Here is a 20,749-nt window from a genome sequence, read left to right as displayed (position 1 = left end):
TGCGCAGTCGATGCGGCAGTGCAACACGGTTGCATGTTACGGGCAGGTTCAGGGCCAGGCGCTGCGAATGCCCAGTTGCGTGGCCACCTGGCCGAAGTCGCGGTGCGCGGATAGCGGCGTGGCGGACGCCATCGCCAGCTTGGGCGCGGCGCAAGGTTGCCACGGGGGCGCCGCTATTCGTCGGCGTAGGCGCGGGCGGCCGCCATCACGGCGTCGAGTTTTCCTTTTGCCAAGGCTTGCAGCGGCGACTTGCCGCCCAGCGACAGGCGCGGGACGGTAAAAAAGTCCCATTTGGCGGCGCCGGGCAAGTCACCGAGAATTTTGCTGATTTTTTCCAGGGTGTGGCGGTCATGGCGGGGATCGGCGAAAAATGCCGGATAAACATATTCGCCGGAGGCGCCGCGCAAGGCGAACAGGCGTCTGGCTTTCAGTGCCGCACTGAGTGCCTGCGGCGTGACTGCCAGCCGGGCGCGCAATTCGGGGCCGGACAGCAAGCTGTGCGAGGCCACGTCTTTTTCACGCTGATGCCGTTCCTGTTCTTCCAGGCCGCGCATGAATTGCCGGGTGCTGACGTGGTCTGTCTGCGTATCGTTGCCGGAAGCCATGCTCAGCTCCCGCTCGGCCACGATATCGAGATCGTGCCGCATTTGCGCCAGCAGCGCGGGCCGGTCGTCGCGCGGCACGGCGTCCAGCAGCGATGCATAGGCTTCCTGGAAAGTGTCTTGCGCAATGTTGAAGCGCAAGCCTGTGGCGCTGGCAGCCAGTGTGGCGGCCAGCTGCTCAGCCAGCGGGGATGCCGATTCAGCATCTTCGGCTTCGCAGGCGGGCTGGTCATTTGTTGAGTGGTTGCGATGTGTGTTCGACATGGCCGTATCCTTGAAAGGCAAGTCTCAGCATAGGATAGCAAGTCAAACAAAGCAAACAAAGCAAGGAGATTAACTCTATCTGCCTTGATGCAGCACAAACCTGCGGCGTTGTCTCTTACACCGGCCGGGGCGCCGCCTTGCCCGGTTCGACGGGACCGAAATGCAGGCCCAGCCGCAAGGCCAGGGCGCGCAGGGCGCCGCTTTCCTGCAGGTGCAGGGCCAGCGCGATGTGGCCGTCGGGGCGCACGAGGTAGGCCGCGTCGCGGCCCAGGCCGGCCAGCTTGGCGGCTACGTTATAGGTATAGCAATGCACGGGCAGTTTCAGCACGCGTGCCTCGTCGAGCAGTTCGGGCGCCGGCTCGCCATAGATGTGCAATTGCCAATCCATGCTGCGCAGGGCGATAAAATTGTCTTGCGTGCCGTCCGAGAACCAGGGCAGGCGGTCGCCGCCGCGCAGGTATTCCGCATGGCCGGCGGAGAGGGCGCTGTCTTCATAGCTGATCTCGATTTGCGACACGGTCTTGAACAGCAAGCGGCGCGCCCGCGCGAAGCCGGACAGGAAGGGCAGCGCGTGCGGCACCAGCCAGCGCCGCAGGAACTGTCCGGCGATGCCCTGCGCGACGATGGCCTGGAAGGCGCGGTCGGTGGTGGCGACGAGCTTGCGGGCAAACACGATGCGCTCGCTTTCATAGGTGTCGAGCAGGGCATCATTGCTTTGGCCATGCAGCTTTTGCGCCAGCTTCCAGGCCAGGTTGACGGCATCGCCCAGGCCCGTGTTCATGCCCTGGCCGCCCACGGGGCTGTGCAAATGGGCCGCGTCGCCGAGGATGAAGCAGCGCCGCGCGCGAAATTGCGCCGCCACGCGGTGATGGACTTTATAGGTGGAAAACCAGTTCACGTGTTCGACCCGGATGCCCAGCAGTTTTTCCACGTCGCTACGCACGTCGTCGAAGACGGGCGCGGGCGCGCCGTCGGGACGGTCGGGCAGGATGCCGATCAGGCGCTGCATGCCGCTGGTGCGCACGGGCAACATCAGCGCGAAAGAGTTCGCGCCCAGGTGGGCGTGCAAATCCGTATTCTTGCCGGCTACTTGCGCGTCCGCCACGTAGTACAAGTGGTCGTAGGTGCCGCCGGAAAAGTCAAAGCCGGCGATCTCGCGGACCTTGCTGCGGGCGCCGTCGCAGCCGCAGATATAGTCAAACGTACAATATTGTCGTTCGCCATTGTTGAGCAGGATGGCTTGCACTTCGCTATCGTCCTGCGTCCACAAGTCCAGCGTGACATTCCATTCCACGTGCACGCCGGCCGCCGCCAGCTTGCTGATCAGAAAGCGTTCATGCTCGTCCTGGGGCAGGCTCAGCACGAAAGGGTAGGGACTCAGCCCTTCGCCGATCTCGCCCAGCGCCAGTTTTACCAGTTCTTCGCCGCCCTCGTGGATGTGCATCGCATTGATCTTGATGCCCAGGCTGACCAGCTCGTCGGCAAAGCCCAGCTGCTGGTAAAACTCCAGGGTGCGCGCATGCACGGCCATGGCCCGCGACGCCTGCCCGGGGCCGCTGTTTTTATCGATGATGCGGCAATCGACGCCATGGCGCGCGAGGCGCAAGGCAAGCATGAGGCCGGTAGGACCGGCGCCGACGATCAATACGGGAGGAGTATTCATGCCATCCAGTATAGGACAGGATGGGAGAGGACAGCGGGACGATTGAAGTTGCTAGTCGGAAATGAAAATGTCCCGCCGGATGGCAGGACATGATTTTTTACGTGCGTCTCGACGCCTCTGCAAACCGTAGCGAGCGGATGCGCGGCGTGGCCGAGAAGCGCAACCGTACATGCGTACGGTGAGCATCGCCGGTCGCGCCCCGCGACGCGCAGCAGGTTTACAGAGGTGTCATCAGATGCCGCGCAGGAGTTCGTTGATGCCGGTCTTGGCGCGGGTTTTTGCATCCACGCGCTTGACGATCACGGCGCAGTACAGCGAGTACTTGCCATCTTCCGAAGGCAGGTTGCCCGAGACCACGACGGAACCGGCCGGCACGCGGCCGTAGGTCACTTCGCCCGTGGCGCGGTCGTAGATCTTGGTCGACTGGCCGATGTACACGCCCATCGAGATGACGGAATTTTCTTCGACGATCACGCCTTCGACGATTTCCGAACGGGCGCCGATGAAGCAGTTGTCTTCGATGATGGTCGGGTTCGCTTGCATCGGTTCCAGCACGCCGCCGATGCCGACGCCGCCGGACAGGTGGACGTTCTTGCCGATCTGCGCGCAGGAACCGACGGTGGCCCAGGTGTCGACCATGGCGCCTTCATCGACGTAGGCGCCGATGTTGACGTAGGACGGCATCAGCACGACGTTCTTGGCGATGAAGCTGCCGCGGCGGGCGACGGCTGGCGGCACCACGCGGAAACCGCCCTTGGCGAAGTCTTCGGCCGTGTAGTTGGCGAACTTTGTCGGCACCTTGTCGTAGAACTGCATCGTGCCGTCGGACGGCAGGACGACGTTGTCTTCCAGGCGGAACGACAGCAGCACGGCTTTCTTGACCCACTGGTTGACAACCCAGTCGCCCGAGGTTTTTTCCGCCACGCGGATGCTGCCGTTGTCCAGGCCATTGATGACGTGGGAGACGGCGTCGCGCAGTTCGGCCGTGCCGTTGCGCGGATTGATCTCGGCGCGGTTTTCCCAGGCCTGGTCGATGATGGTTTGCAGTTGTTGGCTCATGATGATGTCTTGTTTATTTAGTTGGTTGATGCGGATGCGGAAAGCTGCTGGCAGAATTTTACTATGCGCAACGCCGCTTCCAGCCCTTCGGCCGTTTCGGCCACCAGGGCCATGCGGATGCGGTTGCGGCCGGGATTGATGCCGTGCGCGTCGCGCGCCAGGTAGCTGCCAGGCAATACCGTGACATTATATTCGGCGTACAGGCGTTGCGCGAATTCGGTGTCGGACAGGCCCGTGCGGCTGACGTCGGCCCACAGGTAGAAACCGGCGTCCGGCAATTGCACGTCCATCACCGATTGCAGCAGCGGCGTGATGGCGTCGAACTTGGCGCGGTACTTGGCGCGATTTTCCTCGACATGGGTTTCGTCGTTCCAGGCCGCGACGGAGGCCGCCTGCACGGCGGGGCTCATGGCGCCGCCGTGGTAGGTTCGGTAGAGCAGGAATTTTTTCAGTACTTCCGCGTCGCCGGCGACGAAGCCCGAACGCATGCCCGGCACGTTCGAGCGCTTCGACAGGCTGGAAAACACCACCAGGCGCGCATACGGGCGCTCGATGGTGGACAGGCCCAGCATGTGCGCCGCCTGCAGCGCGCCCAGCGGAGGCGTGTCGCCGTGGTAGATCTCGGAATAGCATTCGTCGGCGGCGATGACGAAGTCGTAGCGCTCGGACAGGGCGAACAGGTGTTCCCAGTCCGTCAAGGTGAGCACGGCGCCCGTCGGATTGCCGGGCGAGCACAGGAACAGCAGCTTGACCTTTTCCCACACGCTGGCCGGTACGCTGTCGTAGTCGCAGCCGAAATTGCGCGCCGGGTCGGAATTGACGAAATACGGTTCGGCGCCGGCCAGGTAGGCGGCGCCTTCATAGATCTGGTAGAACGGATTCGGGCTGATCACGAGCGAACCGGCCGATGGATCGATCACCGTTTGCGCCAGCGCAAACAGCGCTTCGCGCGAACCGTTCACGGGCAGGATTTGCGTGGCAGGATTGAGCTTGGGGATGCCGTAGCGGCGTTCCAGCCAGCCGGCAATCGCGCTGCGCAAGGCTTCCGAACCGATGGTGGACGGATAGCTGGCCAGGCCGTGGATATTGTCGACCAGCGCCTGCTCGATGAAGGCTGGCGTCGGGTGCTTGGGTTCGCCCATGCCCAGGCTGATGGGCGCATACTCGGGATTGACGGTCACGCCGGCAAACAGCTGGCGCAGCTTTTCGAATGGATATGGTTGCAGTTTAGCAAGAAGTGGATTCACGGAGCGGACCAGGGCAAGAGTGGGGTGATAGTGTGGCGTATGGATTGCCTGGCATGGCGCAATGACGCCGGTCAAGCAATCAGCTTAGCCTTTTATTATAGCCGTCCTCGGGCGCGGGCTGTGCAAGTGGGCTGTTGTTGACCTGCACGGCATGTCGCTCCCGGGCTTGGCAAGGTAAAATACGCTATGTCTACCTTACTTCCCACCCTGCTTGCCATTGAAACATCGTCCGAACTCGCGTCCTGCGCCTTGTTGCGCGGCGATGTCGTCCTGTCCCGCGCCTCGTCGGGCGTGCGCACCCATTCCCAGTCGATCTTGCCCATGGTGCAGGAATTGCTGGCCGAAGCGGGGGTGACCCTGGCCGACGTCGATGCCATCGCCTACGGCTCCGGCCCCGGCTCGTTTACGGGCGTGCGCACGGCCTGCGGCATCGCGCAAGGCCTCGCCTATGGCGCCAATTTGCCTGTCGTGCCCGTCGTCACGCTCGACGCCATGGCCCTCGCGTGCCACCAGCAGCATGGCGCGCAGCGCATCGTGACCGTGCTCGACGCCCGCATGGGCGAAGTGTACTGGGCGCAATATGACTATCAAGATGGCTTGCAAGCCGTCCTGCCGCCGGCCCTGAGTGCGCCGGCCGGCGTGGCGCCGCAAGGCGACGTGGTTGGTTGCGGCAACGGCTTTGGTGCCTATGCTGAAGCGCTGGCCGCGCTGCCATGCGCCGCCACGGCCGATGCCGCCATCATGCCGCACGCCGTGCAAGTGGCGCAGCTGGCGCGCATCGCCTTTGCGGCCGGCCAGTGCGTGACGGCGGCCGAGGCGCAGCCTTTGTATTTGCGCAACAAGATCGCTTATACCAGTGCCGAGCGCCTCGACATGCAACAGGCCAAGGCCGCTGCGGAGTCCGCGCAATGAGCGTAGCGGGCCAGGACAATGCTGCAGGCTGGGACTTGCTGCGCCTCGACTATCAGCCGATGCAGGAAGCAGACCTGTTGGAGGTGCTGGCGCTGGAGCAGCGCGTGTACCCGCATCCCTGGACGCACGGCAACTTTGTCGATTCCCTCAAGAGCGGCTATCCGGCCTGGGTGCTGCGCGACGTGGATGGCACCTTGCTTGGCTATTTCTTGCTGATGCTGGTCGTCGATGAGGCGCACTTGCTCAACGTGGCCGTCGAGGGCGCCATCCAGGGCCAGGGGCTGGGCCGCTTCCTGCTGAACCAGTCCTGCGCCTGCGCGCGCCAGCTGGGCATGGAATCGATGCTGCTGGAAGTGCGTCCGTCGAATGTCCGCGCGCTTGATATTTACCAGCGTTATGGATTTGAACAGATAGGCCGGCGCAAGGGATACTATCCGGCCAGCAACTCGCAACGTGAGGACGCCATCGTGATGCGTTATACCTTATGAGCCGCAGCGCCGTTTTTCTCGATGAAATGGGCGTCGGCCCCCTGTGGCGCTTGCGCCAGGGCGCCGCACCCGAGGCTGTCGACGTCGTCGCTGAGGCCGCCGTGGAGGCAGAAGTGGCCGTGGCGGAACCCGTGGCCGAAGTTGCCGCAACCGTCGCTGTTCCGGCACCTGTGATCGAAATGCTGGCCGAGGTGGCAGTCGTGGACACTGTGGAGGTTGCTGCGCCCGTCGCCGTTGCCGCTACGCCAATGCCTGCCGCCGCGCCCGACGACACGGCCTGGTTCGACGATGCGCCTCCGCCGCCGCCCGCCAGACAGCTGAGCGATACTGACATCGCCGCCCTCGACTGGGAAGGCTTGACGTCGGCCGTCGCCAAGTGCGCGCGCTGCGACTTGTGCAAGACGCGCAAGGGCGTCGTCATGGGCCGTGGCGACCGCCAGGGTACGTGGCTGATGCTGGCCAGCAGTCCATCCCGGCTGGAAGAGCGCGAAGGGCGCGCCTTGCCGGGCGAGCAGGGCAAGTTGCTCGACAATATGCTGAAAGCCATCGCCGTCGATGCGGCCAGCGACGTGTACATCACGCACTTGTTGAAATGCCGTCCGCTCGACGAGACGGGCCAGGAACGTTTGCCCACCGAGGCCGAGTCGGCCGCCTGCCGTCCGTATTTTGACCGCGAACTGGCCTTGCTGCAGCCGCGCACCATCGTCACCCTCGGTTCGATGGCCGCCGCCGGCATCAATCCCGGCGAAAAACCCGTACGGGGCAAGGTGCGCCAGCTGGGCAGTGCGTCCGTCGTGGCCACCTTCCACCCAGAGCAACTGTTGCAGGACGGGACGGGCAAGGCCAAGGCGCGTGCCTGGGCCGACCTGTGCCTGGCGAAAAGCACGCACGGTGGTTGATACGGCCGTCTCTACCTTCCAAGCCCGCTTCGAACGCCGCTGGGGCCATCTGACGCACCCCCGCGTGCGGGCGCTGGCCTGGCTGCTCGACTCGCCCGACCTGCTCGATCCTGCCAGCCCCCACTGGGGCGGGCGCATCGCCAGCTTGCCCCTCGTCACGCCTGCCGTGGCCGCGTGGCTGGGCGCGCTGCAGGACGATCCGTCGCCGCTCGATGCGGCGTTAGGACTGAAATTCTATTCCCGCCTGGGCCTGTACGCTGAAAAGCTGCTGGCCTTTTATTTTGAGCAACACGGCTTGCTGGCCGCGCATGGCTTGCAAGTGCAGGTCAACCGCAACGACACGGTGGGCGAGTTTGATTTTCTGCTGCGTGACGAGAGTGAATTGCTGCACTGGGAATTTGCCACCAAGTTCTACCTGCTCGAAGGGGCGCCCGATCCCGGCGACTTCAACCATTTGATCGGCCCGAACCTGGCCGACACCCTGGGCTTGAAGATGCGCAAGATTCTCGACAAACAACTGGCCTTGTCCCGCCATCCGGCCGCGCAAACCCTGCTGGCGCACCCCGTGCGCGCGGCGCAGGCGCTGGTCAAGGGCTGGCTGTTTTATGCGGCCGGCGTGACGCCCGCCATGGATGGCATTTCCCCCGAACACGGTCACGGCTTCTGGTGCACGCGAACACAATTACCCGAGCAGCGCTATGTCGTGCTGCCGCGCCTGCAATGGCTGGCGCCGTTCAAGGGCCGCGACGTGGAAGTGCTCGACGTGGAAGCCCTGTGCACGCAGTTGTTTGATCTGGCGCAACCGGTGATGGTCGCCACCGTGGATACTATCGAAGGCTGGGAAGTGGAGCGCACGCGCGGTTTTGTCGTGCCGCATGACTGGACGCAGCAGGCTGCCGCGCGACGGATAGCGGGTGCGCTACCTGCGTAATGTTGGGGTCAGACCCGGCGGGTCTGACCCCGGAAGTTAATGCTTCTGCTCGCCAATCAATGACAAGTTGTCATGCTCAGCCTGGTTCAGCTTGTGCTTGCGCATGATGGCGTACATGGTGCCGGCAACAAACAGGCCGAACAGGGTGATGATGATGTTGAGCGGCAAGTGCAAGCGGATCATGATCGAATACACGGCCAGCATGGTGAGAATCGACAGGTTCTCGTTGAAGTTCTGCACGGCGATGGAATGGCCTGCACTCATCAGCACGTGGCCGCGGTGTTGCAGCAGGGCATTCATGGGCACGACGAAGAAGCCGGACAGGGCGCCGATCAGGATCAGTAGCGGGTAGGCGATCCACACGGAGTGTACTTGCGTCATCATCATGACGATCACGCCCATGGCGATACCGAGCGGAATGACGGTCAGCGATTTGCGCAGCGGAATGAAGCGTGCCGACAGCACGGCGCCGGCGGCCACGCCGATGGCGACCACGCCCACCAGGCTGGTCGCCTTGTCGAACGGCATGTTCAGCGACTGCTTGGCCCATTCCAGCACGATCAGCTGCAAGGTGGCGCCGGCGCCCCAGAACAGGGTCGTCACGGCCAGGGTGATCTGGCCCAGCTTGTCTTTCCACAGGATGGAATAGCAATTGGCAAAATCGGTAATCAGTTTGATAGGATTGCGTTCCTGGTGCGGATACACGCAGCCCGTGTCGGGAATCTTCAGGTTGGCCAGGGTCGCCAGCGCATAGATGCCCACCACGACGCACAAGGCCGCTTCAGTCTTGCTGGTGATGCCCGTGTCGACCAGGGGGATGTCGATCGACAGCAGCATGTCGGACACGTGGCCGCTGACGAGCGCGCCGCCCATGACGGTGCCGAGGATGATGGAGGTGACGGTCAAGCCTTCGATCCAGCCATTCGCCGCCACGAGCTTTTCCGGCGGCAGCAGTTCCGTCAGGATGCCGTACTTGGCGGGCGAATACACGGCCGCGCCGAAACCGACGACGGCGTAGGCCAGCAGCGGGTGCACGTGGAAGAAGACGAGGGCGCAGCCGAAGATCTTGACCATGTTGGCGATGAACATGACCTTGCCTTTCGGCAGAGCATCCGCGAAGGCGCCGACAAAAGCGGCCAACAGCACGTAAAACAGCACGAACGACAATTTGAGCAGCGGCGTGATCCACGCCGGGGATTTCATGGACACCAATAAATCGACGGCGACAAAAAAGAGGGCGTTATCTGCCAGCGAGGAAAAGAACTGCGCCGCCATGATGGTATAAAAACCACGATTCATTCTGGATTGCCTGAAATCATATCTGGCTTGCTTTATACCACGAAAAAACGGCAAACTCCAAGTTTGGCAGGGGCTGCTTTGCATAGTCTTGCCTAAGCGAAGCTTAATTTTTCTGCCGTAGAAAAATACACATATATGTGAGCATTTTATACATGGTGTCCTGTACGCCGGTATGGCTCCCGCTCGCGGCGCGCGCCGGCGGACCCGCGTGCCGGACCGCATGCGGCCCATCCGGTAAAATACGGCTTTCCACTTGCCGTGTGTCACGCTTATGCCCAGGCCCCTCCTCGCCACCATCCATCTCGATGCCATGCAACACAATTTGGCGCGCGCCCTTGCCGGCGCCCGCGGCGCCAAGGTGTGGGCCGTCGTCAAGGCGAATGCCTATGGCCACGGCCTGGAACGGGCCATGCGGGGCTTTGCCGACGCCGATGGCCTGGCGCTGGTCGAGGTCGATTACGCCGTGCGCTTGCGCGAACTGGGCTGGACCAAACCCATCTTGCTGCTGGAAGGTTTTTTCGACGCCAGCGATTTGCCTGTCATGGCGCAATATGGATTGAATGGCAGCGTGCATTGCGAAGAACAGATCACCATGCTGGCAGCGGCCCGCCTGCCGCACGCCATCGACGTGCACCTGAAAATGAATACGGGCATGAACCGCCTGGGTTTCACGCCGGCTGCCGTGGCGCGTGCCTATGCGCGCTTGCGCGCCATGCCGCATATCGGCACGATCACCCTGATGACGCATTTCGCCAATGCGGACGAGGCGGGTCCCACGCGCTTGCCGTTGGAACAGCAGATGCTGCGTTTTGAGGCGGGCGCCTCCAGCATCGGTACGCCGCTGCCCCGCAGCCTGTGCAATTCGGCCGGCGTGCTGATGCACCATCTGGACAGCGACTGGGTGCGCCCCGGCATCATGCTGTATGGCGGCACGCCCAGCGGCGCCCCGGGCGGTACGTCCGCGCAGGCGTTCGGCTTGCTGCCCACGATGACCTTGCGCAGCAGCATTATCGGCATCCAGGATATCGCCGCCGGCGAGGTGGTCGGCTACGGCAGCCGCTATGAAGCGGCCGGCAACGTCACGGTGGGCGTGGTGGCCTGCGGCTATGCGGACGGCTACCCGCGCCACGCCCCCGAAGGCACGCCCGTGCTGGTCGACGGCGTGCGCACGGGGCTGATCGGCCGGGTGTCGATGGACATGCTGATGGTCGACCTGACCCACGTGCCGGGCGCCAAGGTCGGCAGCAGCGTCACCTTGTGGGGGCAGGGCATGCCGATCGACGAGGTGGCGCTGGCCGCCGGCACCATCGGCTACGAGCTGATGTGCGCACTGGCGCCGCGCGTACCGGTGATCGAAGCGTAGGGTGACGCGGAAGCGCGGTTTGTATATACTGTATATATAACCAGTTATTTCATTTACCCGGGCAAAGTACACCATGGCAAAAGTCAAGACCATCTACACCTGCAGCGATTGCGGCGCCATCAGCAACAAATGGATGGGGCAATGCACCTCGTGCAACCAGTGGAATACCATGGTGGAAACCCTGCCCGAGACGGGCGGCAACAACCGCTATTCGAATCCGCAGCACATGTCGCTGGCGCAGACGGCGCCCGTGCTGTCGCTCGACGATATCGACGCCATCGACGTGCCCCGCTTCGGCACGGGCATCGAGGAATTCGACCGCGTGCTGGGCGGCGGCATGGTGGCGGGCGGCGTGGTGCTGATCGGCGGCGACCCCGGCATCGGCAAGTCGACCCTGCTGCTGCAGGCGCTGGCGAACATGTCGCACCACAAGCGCGTGCTGTACGTCAGCGGCGAAGAATCGGGCGCGCAGATCGCCCTGCGCGCCAAGCGCCTCGTCATCGACGCCAAGGAACTCAAATTGCAGGCGGAGATCCAGCTGGAAAAGATCCTCTCCACCTTGAACGACCTGAAGCCGGAAGTGGTGGTCATCGACTCGATCCAGACCGTGTATTCGGACGCCCTCAGCTCGGCGCCCGGTTCCGTGGCGCAAGTGCGCGAATGCGCGGCGCAGCTGACGCGGGCGGCCAAGCAGACGGGCGTGACCATCATTCTGGTCGGCCACGTGACGAAAGAGGGGGCGCTGGCCGGCCCCCGCGTGCTCGAGCATATCGTCGACACGGTGCTGTATTTCGAGGGCGACGCCCATTCCAGTTTCCGCCTCGTGCGCGCCATCAAGAACCGTTTCGGCGCCGTCAATGAGCTGGGGGTGTTCGCCATGACGGAAAAGGGCTTGAAAGGGGTGTCGAACCCGTCCGCGCTGTTCCTGTCGCAGCACGACAACCAGGTGCCCGGCTCGTGCGTGATGGTGACGCAGGAAGGCACGCGCCCCTTGCTGGTGGAAATCCAGGCCCTCGTCGACACGAGTCACTTACCCAATGCGCGCCGGCTGTCCGTCGGCCTGGAGCAGAACCGCCTGGCCATGCTGCTGGCCGTGGCGCACCGCCATGCGGGCATCGCCGCCTTCGACCAGGATGTGTTCATCAACGCCGTCGGCGGCGTCAAAATCACGGAACCGGCGGCCGACCTGGCCGTATTGCTGGCGATTAACTCGTCGATGCGCAACAAGCCCCTGCCGCGGGGGCTCGTGGTGTTTGGCGAAGTGGGACTGGCCGGCGAAATCCGCCCCGCGCCGCGGGGCCAGGAACGCTTGCGCGAAGCGGCCAAGCTGGGCTTTACCCTGGCCGTGGTGCCCAAGTCCAACCTGCCGAAGCAAGTCATCGAAGGCCTCAAGGTCATCGGCGTCGAGCGCATCGACGAAGCGTTCAATAAATTGCGCGACCTGGAGTAAGAGTTGGTATGGTTTAAATGCCAAGCTTGAGGTAAGTCAAACAAAGTTTCCGTTTGGAACTATAATATTTGTCCGATGAATTCGCGTAGCGAGTTCGCGTCGACAATGAATTGATAGAGAAGCGGAATATAGTGTTAGTTGAGCAAAGGCAGGGCGCACGCAAGATATTGCGTGCCAAGGCAATGTTGGTGATGGACGGCGCGGACCCCGTGGCGGCGCGCACCCTTGACGTGGGGCCGGGCGGCATGACGGCCGTCATCGCGGAACCGCTGCCGACAGGCAAGCAGGGCAAGGTGCTGTTCGAGCTGTTTTACGATGGCGCGGCGCACATCATTGAGGCGCGCGTGTCCGTCTCGCACTGCATTTTCAGCAGTGCAGGTTTCAAGGTGGGACTCACTTTCCCGCAGCTGGACATGGCTGTCAGCAGCGCCATTTCGAGATTCATGCGCTGAAACAAGACAAGATCGGCTGCAAATGAAATGCGCTAAAATGGTGCATATGGGTTTGCAGTCAGGAAAAACCTGTTCTGTTCGCTGTTTTGATATTCCGGTAATACTGCATAATTATCAACCAGAAGAGGGACCTTGCCGCGCCACGCGCGCCTGCCGTCCGTTTCCAGCGCAGCACGGTCAAGACCTGAACCGTGCGCCATGACCATACACCCGACGGGAATGCCTACCATGTTTAATTCGACCATCAACAGCAGGGCTTACACCAACAACACGCAGCAGACGACGCAGGGCAATATCTCGGCCGATGTGTATGCGAAGGTGGAGCGCCAGATGCAGTCGCAGAACACGGGCGTCGTCAAGCTCAACGCCAGCCTGGCGCGCGACCAGGCCAAATTCTCGGGCCTGGGCCAGCTGCAATCGGCGCTGGCAAAATTCCAGACCGTGGCCAAGAACATGGCCGGCAGCGGCCTGGCCACGTCGGCCACGTCGAGCGCCAAGGATGTGCTGAGCGCCACCACCACCGACAAGGCCGTCAGCGGCAGCCATGAGCTGAACGTCAAGCAACTCGCGCAGGGACAGACCCTGCTCAGCGGCGCGCAGAAATCGTCGAGCGCGGCCATCGGCACGGGGGCGCCGGCGCTGGTCAAAATCGAAGTGGGCACGGCCGACGGCAAGCAATTTACGCCCGGCAGCGGCAAGGTCATTTCGCTGACGATAGACAGCAGCAACAATAGCCTTGACGGTATCGCCGCCGCGCTCAAGCAGCAGGGCGTCGATGCCAGCGTGGTGAAGGGCGCCGATGGCTATTCGCTGGCCATCAATGGCAAGAGCGGCGCCGACAGCAGCATGCGCATCAGCGTGTCCGGCGACGCTGCCGTCAGCAACCTGCTCAGCTATGCACCCGGCGCCGGCAAGGGCCTGCAGCAGACGGCCGCCGCGCAGGATGCGCTGCTCACCGTCGACGGCAAGGAGATCAAGAGCGCCACGAATACCTTGACGACGGCGGTCGAGGGCGCCACCATCGAATTGAAGAAAAAGGGCACGACCGATCTCGTCATCGCCAAGGACAGCAGCCAGATCGCGACCAATGTGGCCAGCTTCGTCACGGCCTACAATGAACTCAACAGCAAGCTGCAAAGCCTGCAGCAGGGCGACTTGAAATCCGACACGGCCCTGGGTCAGGTGCGTTCGCAGATGGAGCAAGTGCTGCGCACGGCCAGCACGGGCGTGCCCGCCTCCATCCTCAGCAGCGCTGGCGTGACCTTGGGCAAAAGCGGAGAGCTGGTGCTCGACGATAAAAAACTCAAGGCCGCCATCGCTGCCGATCCGGATGCCGTCAGCAAGTTGTTTACGAATAACGGCAAGGGCGTGGCCGACCAGTTTTCCAGCAAGATCGGCGAGCTGACAGGCGAAACGAGCATCATCCGCAAGGAAGTGCAGACGGTCGGCAAGGACATCACCACGCTGACCAACAAGAAAGCCGTGCTGGCCAAGGCGCTGACGGCCCAGGCGCAGGCGCTGATCAAAGCCTATTCGGCCCAGGAACAGATGGGAACGAACTCGGCCTTGCCGGGCTATACGGGCAAGAATTCCCTCTTCGACTTCATGGCCTGAGGGCGCACCGCTAAAGCGCCGATGGCGGTGTTGCACCGCCTTGCCCTGAGCACGATATCGACGCGCTAGCTATATTCGTTCGCCGTGCGCAAAGAAGGCCGATGGCGAACTGCCGAAGGTTTTCTTGAACATGGCGGAAAAGGCCGACTGGCTGGCGTAGCCCAGTTCTTCGGCCACCTGCGACAGCGGCACGCCGCGCGCGATCAGGGGCGCCGCGTGCGCCAGGCGCACCTGCTGGCGCCACTGGCCAAAACTCATGCCCAATTCGCGTTCGAACAGCCGCGCCAGGGTGCGTTCCGAGGCGCCGACCAGCTGCGCCCAGTGTTCCAGGGTCTGATTCAAACCCGGTTTCTCGATCAGGCTGTCGCACAGGGTCTTCAGGCGCTTGTCGCTGGGCAAGGGGACGCGGATGGGGCGCGTGGCCGAGCGTTTCAATTCATCGATGATCAGTTCGGCCAGCAGCGCTTCGCGCGTCGGTTCCTGGCCCGGATCCAGCTGTTCCAGCGCCATGATCAGCTGGCGCAGCAGGTTCGACACTTCCAGCACCTTGCAATCCTGGCCCGCGAACGGCGCGCGTGCGGCGTGGATGCACAGGGGGCGCAAGCGGGTTTTTTCCAGTATCGTGACGGCATGCTCCACGTTGGGCGCGATCCAGATGGCGCGCATGGGCGGCAGCACCCAGCTGCTGTTGTTGGCAGTGATGCGCAGCACGCCTTCGAGCGCCATCGTGACCTGGCCCCAGGGGTGGGTATGCGGTAACAAGAATTCATCGGGTTGCAGGTCGCGCGCGATCATCGTCACGGGGATGGTCGCGCTGGGCGCTTCCCGCGGCGGACACATGCGGGTATGGTGGAGGATAGGTACACCCATCAGCTTGGCCTTAATTCGATAAATTATGTCATCCTGTCGGAAAACAGACGATGATATTTTGCATACACTTGAGCTTCACCAGTATAAGACAGGGTATGACATGATAACAACTAACTCAGCATCCGAACTTCCAACCTTGCGCGGCGATGCGCGCGTCATCGCCCTGGTGGGGCTGGCGCATGGCGTGTCGCACTTCTACCATCTGATCCTCGCGGCCCTGTTCGTCTGGCTGAAACCCGCATTCGACCTGTCGTATGCGGAGCTGGGCCTGCTGATGACGGTGTTTTTCATCATCTCGGGCGTGGGGCAGGCGCTGGCCGGCTTTGTCGTCGATCGCTTCGGCGCCCGCGCCGTGCTGTTTTCCGGCGTCTTTCTGCTGGGCGTGTCGGCGCTGGCCCTGTCCACCGCGCACAGCTATGCCGCACTGATGCTGGGCGCCATGCTGGCCGGCATAGGCAACAGCGTGTTCCATCCGGCCGACTATACCATCCTCAACCAGCGCGTTTCGGCGGCCCGCGTGGCCTACGGTTTTTCCGTGCATGGCATCAGCGGCAACATCGGCTGGGCCCTGGCACCGCTGTTCATGACGTATGTCGCCACCCATTATGACTGGCGAATCGCGCTGCAATGCGCGGCCGTGCTGCCGTTCGGCGTGCTGCTGATCCTGTTCCTGAACCGTCATGCCATCCGCCCCGAGCCTGTCAAGAAAGCCGCAGCGGATCAGCCGGCTGGCGGCGAAGGCACCCTGGATTTCCTGCGCCTGCTTGCCGTGTGGATGTGCTTTGCCTTCTTCTTCATTACCGCCATCGCGCTGGGCGGCATCCAGAGCTTTGCCAGCGTGGCCCTCGTCAAGCTGTACGGCATGAGCCTGGCGTTGGCCACCAGCGCCTACACGGCCTATATGCTGGCCTCGGCCGTGGGCATGCTGGCCGGCGGCGTGGTGGGCGCGCGCAGCAAGCAGCCGGACCGCAACGTGGCGATCGCCTTTTCCGCCGCCGCGCTGCTGGCCGTGCTGCTGTCCATGGCCGTCGTGCCGGCCTGGGGCGCGGTGGTGCTGATGGGCGCCATCGGCTTGACCTCGGGCGTGGCGGGGCCGTCGCGCGACCTGATGATACGCGCGGCGGCGCCGAAGAATGCCACCGGGCGCGTGTATGGCGTCGTGTATTCGGGCCTCGACAGCGGCCTGGCCGTCGGTCCGCTGTTCTTTGGCGCGCTGATGGATGGCGACCATCCGGCTTTGTTGTTCGTGTTCATCGGCCTGTTCCAGGCGCTGGCGATTGCCACGGCCGTGGGAGTGGACGGCAAAACACGTGCCGCCGCGCTGCAAAAAGCATAGAATCGTTGCCATCTGCTACGAAAGGAATCCCCATGACCTTTGCTACCACCGACCTGTGCGACGACTATGCGGCCATGCTCGACGACGGCACTCTGGCCGTGCTGCCGCCCGTGTACCGCGCTTTCGGCCAGCGCGTGCGTTTCAGCGGGCCCGCCACCACCTTGCAAGTGTTCGAGGACAACGCCCTCGTGCGCAGCACGCTGGAAACGCCGGGCCAAGGCCACGTGCTGGTCATCGATGGGGGCGGCAGCCTGCGCCGCGCGCTGGTGGGCGGTCAACTGGGCGTGCTGGCCGAAAGCAATGGCTGGGCCGGCATCGTTGTCGATGGCTGCATCCGCGACAGCGAGGAAATCAATGTCTGCCAGATCGGCGTGCGCGCCCTGGCCACGCATCCGCGCAAGAGCAACAAGACGGGCGCCGGCCAGCGCGACGTGCGCGTGCAGCTCAGCGGCGTGGCCGTGCATCCGGGCGACTGGATCTATGCCGATGCGGACGGCATCCTGGTAGCGCGGCAGGAACTCGATTGACGGCGCAGCGCGCCTGAAAGCGTTGCAAATTATCTACATTAAATATATTTCTGTAAAGTTCTTTGATTTTCATCAAGGCTGAGATATGATTTCACTTAAGGAAACTTTAATATCAATAAGGCAAGGAAATCAGATCATGAAAATCGCCACCATCGCAGCAGTTGTCGCCCTGTTTGCCGCAGGTACCGCCAGCGCCAGCCCCGTCAACCTGATCACGAATGGCAATTTTGAGACGGTTGCCCCCGGCTCCACGTTTTCCAGTGGCTTCCAGGTCGTCAACAACGGTTCGTCGGCTATCACGGGCTGGACCGTGGGCGCCAGCTCCGTCGACCTGATCCGCAATGCGTATAACGCCATCGATGGCTACAGCATCGATATGCTGGGCACGCCTGGTCCTGGTTTCCTGTCGCAAAATTTCAATGTCGTTGCCGGCCAGACTTACAATCTGAGCTTTGACATGGCGCGTAATTCCGGCGGCCCCGCAGGCCAGGGCGTGAGCGTCAATTTCGGTGGCGCGGCCGGTAATTTCTACTCGACCGCTGCCGCGTCCAACACCTTGTACAGCAACACCCTGAGCTTCACTGCCGCTTCCACCGGCCTGGCGACCCTGTCGTTTGCCAGTGCCGCCAAGGCCGGCACGCCATTCGACAATTACTCGGGCGCCGTCATCGACAACGTGTCCGTGATGGCCGCCGTGCCGGAACCGGAAACCTACGCCATGCTGCTGGCCGGCCTGGGCCTGATGGGTTTCCTGCGCCGCCGCAAGGCTGCCAAGTAAGCCGGGGTTGCCCGACATCAAACCGCCTGCTGCCATACACAGGCGGTTTTTTGACGTCAGGGGTCTTGCGCGCTGCCTGCGCCCAGCAGGAACAGCCACGGCAGCAGTTCAGGGATTCGCACCGGCATCGCCGCGCAACGGGCACGCCGCCGCTGCCGCCCCCATACGCCGCACCAGTTCGCCGCGCAACTGCGTCAATCCATCGATGCGCGCATCGATTTCACCGAGCTTGCGCGCCAGCGCCGCGCGCAGCAGATCAGCCGTGGCGGGATCGCCGGCGGCCGCCAGCAGCGGCATGTCGGCCTCGATTTCCGCCAGGGTAAAGCCCAGCTGCTGCGCCGTGCGCAGGTAGCGCAGCCAGTCGGCCGCCTCGGGCGGGTAGTCGCGGTAGCCGTTCGCGCCGCGCCGCGCGCGCAGCAAGCCCCGTTTTTCATAGAAGCGCAGGGTATCGCGGCTCAAGCCCGTCGCCTGCGCCATCTCGCCGATCTGCATGGTTCTTTTCTTTCATAAAATGCTTGACCATGGAGTGTACTCCAAGCTTGATCATGGGCGCTTTTCATAGACAGGAGTTCCCATGTTGTCCGTTTCCGCCTTCCGCCGCGTGGTGCGCGCCAGCGCCATTTATGATGTGCTCATGACGGCCCCGTTTGCCACGCCGTGGACATTTTTGCTGCTGCGCGAGCACTTGACCGCCCTCAATGTGGGCCTGGGCGGCGCGCCGCTGCCTCCCTTCGAGCCCTTGCATCTGCTGATCAGCAGCTTGTTTGGCAGCGTGGTGATGGTCTGGTCCGTGCTGCGCATGCTCGACCCGCAGCCGCGCTTCGGCCGCTACGACGCGGCGGCCCGCTACCTGTTTTCCACCTGGATGGCGTGGGCGCTGCTGGAGACGGGCCAGCCCCTGTTGTGGCTGTTCCTCGTGCCGGAACTGGCCTGGGGCCTCGCGCAAAGCCTGCCTCTGCGCGCTCCCGCAGCCGGGCGGGAAGGGCGCGCGCACGAATCGCTGTTGAGATGAATATAACGAAATGCAATAATGGCCGTGCTTTACAGCAATAAACGACTATTAAAGGAATGACTATGCAGCAGGATGCCGCAGGAAAAAACATGGCGTTGCTCGATCCGGTGGTGGCGCCGCGCATCGCGTTAACGCGCCTGGTGACGGGCCTGCTGCAAGGCTTGCTGCTGTACTGGCTGTACAGCACGGCGCAGGACAAGGTGTGGCCCGCCACGGAAGCCTACCTGCTGGGGCCGCTGATGCTGATCAGCTTGCTGCTGCCCATTCTGCTGGTGTCCAGCCTGGGCCATATGTCGGTGAAGCGCATCGCCCTGTGGATGGCGGGCGCGGCCGTCGTGCTGGCCGTGCTGGCCTGGCACGACGTGGCGCGCGGCGCCGAACACGTGATCTGGGGCAATTACAAGCCGGGCGCGCCCCTGCGCGTCATTTCCGCCCAGCTGTTCGGTTTCTGCGTCGTCGGCTTGTATATCGCCCACGCGCTGGTGCTGGCCAGCGCCCAGGATGGCCAGCGCATCGCCCGCTATCCAACCTACTTTGAAATCGCCTGGAAGCTGGGCATCCAGTTGCTGTTCTCCCTGCTGTTCGTGCTGGGCCTGTGGCTGGTGCTGTGGCTGGGCGGGCAGCTGTTTCTGCTGATCAAGCTCAGTTTCCTGAAAAAGCTGCTGGGCCAGGCCTGGTTCGTGATTCCCGTCATCTGCTTCGCGTTCTCGTTCGCCATCCACATCACGGACGTGCGCCCATCCATCGTGCGCGGCATCCGCACCTTGCTGCTGGTGCTGCTGTCGTGGCTGGTGCCGATTGCCGCCGTGCTCGTCTCCGGCTTCCTGCTGACCTTGCCATTCATCGGCTTCGAGCGCCTGTGGGCCACGCGCCATGCGGCGTCCGTGTTGCTGGGCATGGCCGGCGTGCTGGTGGTGTTGATCAATGCCGCCTTCCAGAATGGCGAAGTGGGCCATGGCGTGGCGCGCGGCATCCGCCTGGGCACGCGCCTGGCATGTTTGCTGCTGCCGTGGGTGGTGGGCATCGCCGTCTATGCGCTGACCCTGCGCGTGATGTCGCATGGCTGGACCTCCGACCGCTTGATCGCCGCCGCCTGCCTGCTGATCGCCACCTGCTACGCCGCCGGCTATGCCTGGGCGGCCAGCAAGTACGGCGACTGGCTGCACCTGATCGCCAACGTCAACGTGGCGACCGCCTTTGTTACCCTGCTGGTGCTGTTCGCCCTGTTCTCGCCGCTGGCCGACCCGGCGCGCATTTCCGTGGCCAGCCAGATGGCGCGCCTGGAAAGCGGCAAGGTTGGCGTGGACAAGTTCGATTTCGAGTACCTGCGCTTCCAGGGCGCCCGCTACGGCCAGGCGGCCTTGCAGGAACTCAAGACGCGCACGACGGGCCCGGACGCCGCCATCGTGCGGGCGCGCGCCGAGGCCATGCTCAAGCGCCAGAACCGTCTCGACGAGACGGGCGCGCTGAGCGACGTGTCGATCAACCTGACCCTGCGCCCGGCCACGGCCAAGCTGCCGCAGAGTTTCCTGCGCCAGGACTGGACGCAAGTGAGCCCGGCCTGGCGCTTGCCCGCCTGTTTGAAGCGGGCAGGGCCCCAGTGCGACGCCTACCTGCTCGATTTCGATGGCGACGGCAAGCAGGAAGTATTGCTTATCAGCAATGACCCGCGCGCCTCATCCGTCTTGCTGGCCGAGAAGGACGACGGCAGCTGGACCGCGCGCGGGCAAATCCCCACCGACGCCCTGCGCTGCAAGCCCCTGCGCGAAAAACTGCAGGCGGGCGAGTTCCAGCTGGTGCCGCCGAAAGTGCGCGAGCTGGAAGTCGACGGCCAGCGCGTACCGATGACCTTGTATACGCCAGAGGACGAGGTCAGCTGCCCGGAGGAGACGGCGCCGGGTCCCTGAATGGCCATCCAGGTCAGGCCGTTGGCAAGCACGCTGGTCATGATGCTGGAGTCGCTCAAGGTGATTATTTCGATAT

The 20,749-nt window shown here is 63.3% G+C and carries 20 protein-coding genes; 13 read left to right on the top strand and 7 right to left on the bottom strand.

Annotation, left to right across the window (positions count from 1 at the left end; genetic code table 11):
- Positions 1 to 173: 173 nt before the first annotated feature.
- The 4 genes from JAB8_RS04750 to dapC form a co-directional block, all read right to left on the bottom strand.
- Positions 174 to 866 (bottom strand): hypothetical protein, encoded by a 693-nt coding sequence (locus tag JAB8_RS04750; protein ID WP_139142946.1) that lies wholly within the window; start codon positions 864 to 866, stop codon positions 174 to 176.
- A 115-nt stretch (positions 867 to 981) separates the two neighbouring features.
- The gene (locus JAB8_RS04745; RefSeq protein ID WP_071654381.1) at positions 982 to 2,529 is read right to left on the bottom strand and encodes an FAD-dependent oxidoreductase; all 1,548 of its coding nucleotides are present in this window, start codon (positions 2,527 to 2,529) and stop codon (positions 982 to 984) included.
- Between the two features lie 231 nt (positions 2,530 to 2,760).
- Positions 2,761 to 3,588 carry a 2,3,4,5-tetrahydropyridine-2,6-dicarboxylate N-succinyltransferase gene (gene dapD, locus JAB8_RS04740; RefSeq protein WP_070223998.1) on the bottom strand — a complete coding sequence of 276 codons (828 nt, stop codon included), beginning with the start codon at positions 3,586 to 3,588 and terminating at the stop codon, positions 2,761 to 2,763.
- Between the two features lie 17 nt (positions 3,589 to 3,605).
- Complete coding sequence (gene dapC, locus JAB8_RS04735; protein WP_070288704.1) at positions 3,606 to 4,835, bottom strand: succinyldiaminopimelate transaminase; 1,230 nt, start codon at positions 4,833 to 4,835, stop codon at positions 3,606 to 3,608.
- 186 nt (positions 4,836 to 5,021) lie between these two features.
- Here dapC and tsaB point away from each other — a divergent pair, with 186 nt between their 5' ends.
- Genes tsaB through JAB8_RS04715 form a run of 4 tightly spaced genes read left to right on the top strand, consistent with a single transcriptional unit; the run spans position 5,022 to position 8,065 of the window.
- Entirely contained in the window at positions 5,022 to 5,747 is a 726-nt protein-coding gene (gene tsaB, locus JAB8_RS04730; protein WP_070288703.1) for a tRNA (adenosine(37)-N6)-threonylcarbamoyltransferase complex dimerization subunit type 1 TsaB, read from the top strand.
- Positions 5,744 to 6,235: a ribosomal protein S18-alanine N-acetyltransferase gene (gene rimI, locus JAB8_RS04725; protein ID WP_070288702.1), complete on the top strand. Its 492-nt coding sequence runs from the start codon at positions 5,744 to 5,746 to the stop codon at positions 6,233 to 6,235. The genes tsaB and rimI overlap by 4 nt, the downstream gene beginning before the upstream one ends.
- On the top strand, positions 6,232 to 7,134 hold the full coding sequence (locus JAB8_RS04720; protein ID WP_070288701.1) for a uracil-DNA glycosylase: 903 nt from the start codon (positions 6,232 to 6,234) through the stop codon (positions 7,132 to 7,134). Before rimI ends, JAB8_RS04720 begins: the two co-directional genes overlap by 4 nt.
- Positions 7,127 to 8,065, top strand: coding sequence for a DUF1853 family protein (locus JAB8_RS04715; protein ID WP_070288700.1), 939 nt, complete (start codon positions 7,127 to 7,129; stop codon positions 8,063 to 8,065). The genes JAB8_RS04720 and JAB8_RS04715 overlap by 8 nt, the downstream gene beginning before the upstream one ends.
- Positions 8,066 to 8,101: 36 nt before the next feature.
- On the opposite strand, the gene lplT is transcribed toward JAB8_RS04715, so the two are convergent.
- Positions 8,102 to 9,364, bottom strand: a complete 1,263-nt coding sequence (gene lplT, locus JAB8_RS04710) for a lysophospholipid transporter LplT (protein ID WP_070288699.1) — start codon at positions 9,362 to 9,364, stop codon at positions 8,102 to 8,104.
- Positions 9,365 to 9,635: 271 nt separating this feature from the next.
- On the opposite strand from lplT, the gene alr reads away from it, so the two are divergent.
- From alr to fliD, 4 genes are all read left to right on the top strand, one after another.
- Complete coding sequence (gene alr, locus JAB8_RS04705; protein WP_070288698.1) at positions 9,636 to 10,727, top strand: alanine racemase; 1,092 nt, start codon at positions 9,636 to 9,638, stop codon at positions 10,725 to 10,727.
- 73 nt (positions 10,728 to 10,800) lie between these two features.
- The gene (gene radA / locus JAB8_RS04700) at positions 10,801 to 12,177 is read left to right on the top strand and encodes a DNA repair protein RadA (RefSeq protein WP_046683923.1); all 1,377 of its coding nucleotides are present in this window, start codon (positions 10,801 to 10,803) and stop codon (positions 12,175 to 12,177) included.
- Between the two features lie 131 nt (positions 12,178 to 12,308).
- Positions 12,309 to 12,629, top strand: coding sequence for a PilZ domain-containing protein (locus JAB8_RS04695; protein ID WP_071650264.1), 321 nt, complete (start codon positions 12,309 to 12,311; stop codon positions 12,627 to 12,629).
- Positions 12,630 to 12,857: 228 nt separating this feature from the next.
- The gene (gene fliD, locus JAB8_RS04690; RefSeq protein ID WP_070288697.1) at positions 12,858 to 14,243 is read left to right on the top strand and encodes a flagellar filament capping protein FliD; all 1,386 of its coding nucleotides are present in this window, start codon (positions 12,858 to 12,860) and stop codon (positions 14,241 to 14,243) included.
- A 69-nt stretch (positions 14,244 to 14,312) separates the two neighbouring features.
- Here fliD and JAB8_RS04685 read toward each other — a convergent pair whose 3' ends face one another.
- The gene (locus JAB8_RS04685; protein WP_070288696.1) at positions 14,313 to 15,113 is read right to left on the bottom strand and encodes a helix-turn-helix transcriptional regulator; all 801 of its coding nucleotides are present in this window, start codon (positions 15,111 to 15,113) and stop codon (positions 14,313 to 14,315) included.
- A 100-nt stretch (positions 15,114 to 15,213) separates the two neighbouring features.
- Between JAB8_RS04685 and JAB8_RS04680 the strand changes: the two genes are divergently transcribed.
- The 3 genes from JAB8_RS04680 (at position 15,214) to JAB8_RS04670 (ending at position 17,754) form a co-directional block, all read left to right on the top strand.
- Positions 15,214 to 16,449 carry an MFS transporter gene (locus tag JAB8_RS04680; protein WP_070288695.1) on the top strand — a complete coding sequence of 412 codons (1,236 nt, stop codon included), beginning with the start codon at positions 15,214 to 15,216 and terminating at the stop codon, positions 16,447 to 16,449.
- 32 nt (positions 16,450 to 16,481) lie between these two features.
- The gene (gene rraA, locus JAB8_RS04675) at positions 16,482 to 16,976 is read left to right on the top strand and encodes a ribonuclease E activity regulator RraA (RefSeq protein WP_070223974.1); all 495 of its coding nucleotides are present in this window, start codon (positions 16,482 to 16,484) and stop codon (positions 16,974 to 16,976) included.
- Between the two features lie 136 nt (positions 16,977 to 17,112).
- Entirely contained in the window at positions 17,113 to 17,754 is a 642-nt protein-coding gene (locus JAB8_RS04670) for a choice-of-anchor C family protein (RefSeq protein ID WP_070288694.1), read from the top strand.
- A gap of 108 nt (positions 17,755 to 17,862) precedes the next feature.
- Here JAB8_RS04670 and JAB8_RS04665 read toward each other — a convergent pair whose 3' ends face one another.
- A complete protein-coding gene (locus JAB8_RS04665; protein ID WP_070224176.1) occupies positions 17,863 to 18,246 on the bottom strand; it encodes a MerR family transcriptional regulator in 384 nt (127 codons plus the stop codon).
- Between the two features lie 82 nt (positions 18,247 to 18,328).
- Here JAB8_RS04665 and JAB8_RS04660 point away from each other — a divergent pair, with 82 nt between their 5' ends.
- Complete coding sequence (locus tag JAB8_RS04660) at positions 18,329 to 18,766, top strand: hypothetical protein (protein WP_070288693.1); 438 nt, start codon at positions 18,329 to 18,331, stop codon at positions 18,764 to 18,766.
- A gap of 89 nt (positions 18,767 to 18,855) precedes the next feature.
- Positions 18,856 to 20,673 carry a DUF4153 domain-containing protein gene (locus JAB8_RS04655; protein WP_139142945.1) on the top strand — a complete coding sequence of 606 codons (1,818 nt, stop codon included), beginning with the start codon at positions 18,856 to 18,858 and terminating at the stop codon, positions 20,671 to 20,673.
- The last annotated feature ends 76 nt before the right edge of the window (positions 20,674 to 20,749 follow it).

It is taken from the genome of Janthinobacterium sp. HH106, from assembly GCF_001758725.1.
GTDB lineage: Bacteria > Pseudomonadota > Gammaproteobacteria > Burkholderiales > Burkholderiaceae_D > Janthinobacterium.
Note: the sequence above shows the minus strand (reverse complement) of the source record. Positions and strands in the feature narration are given on the sequence as shown.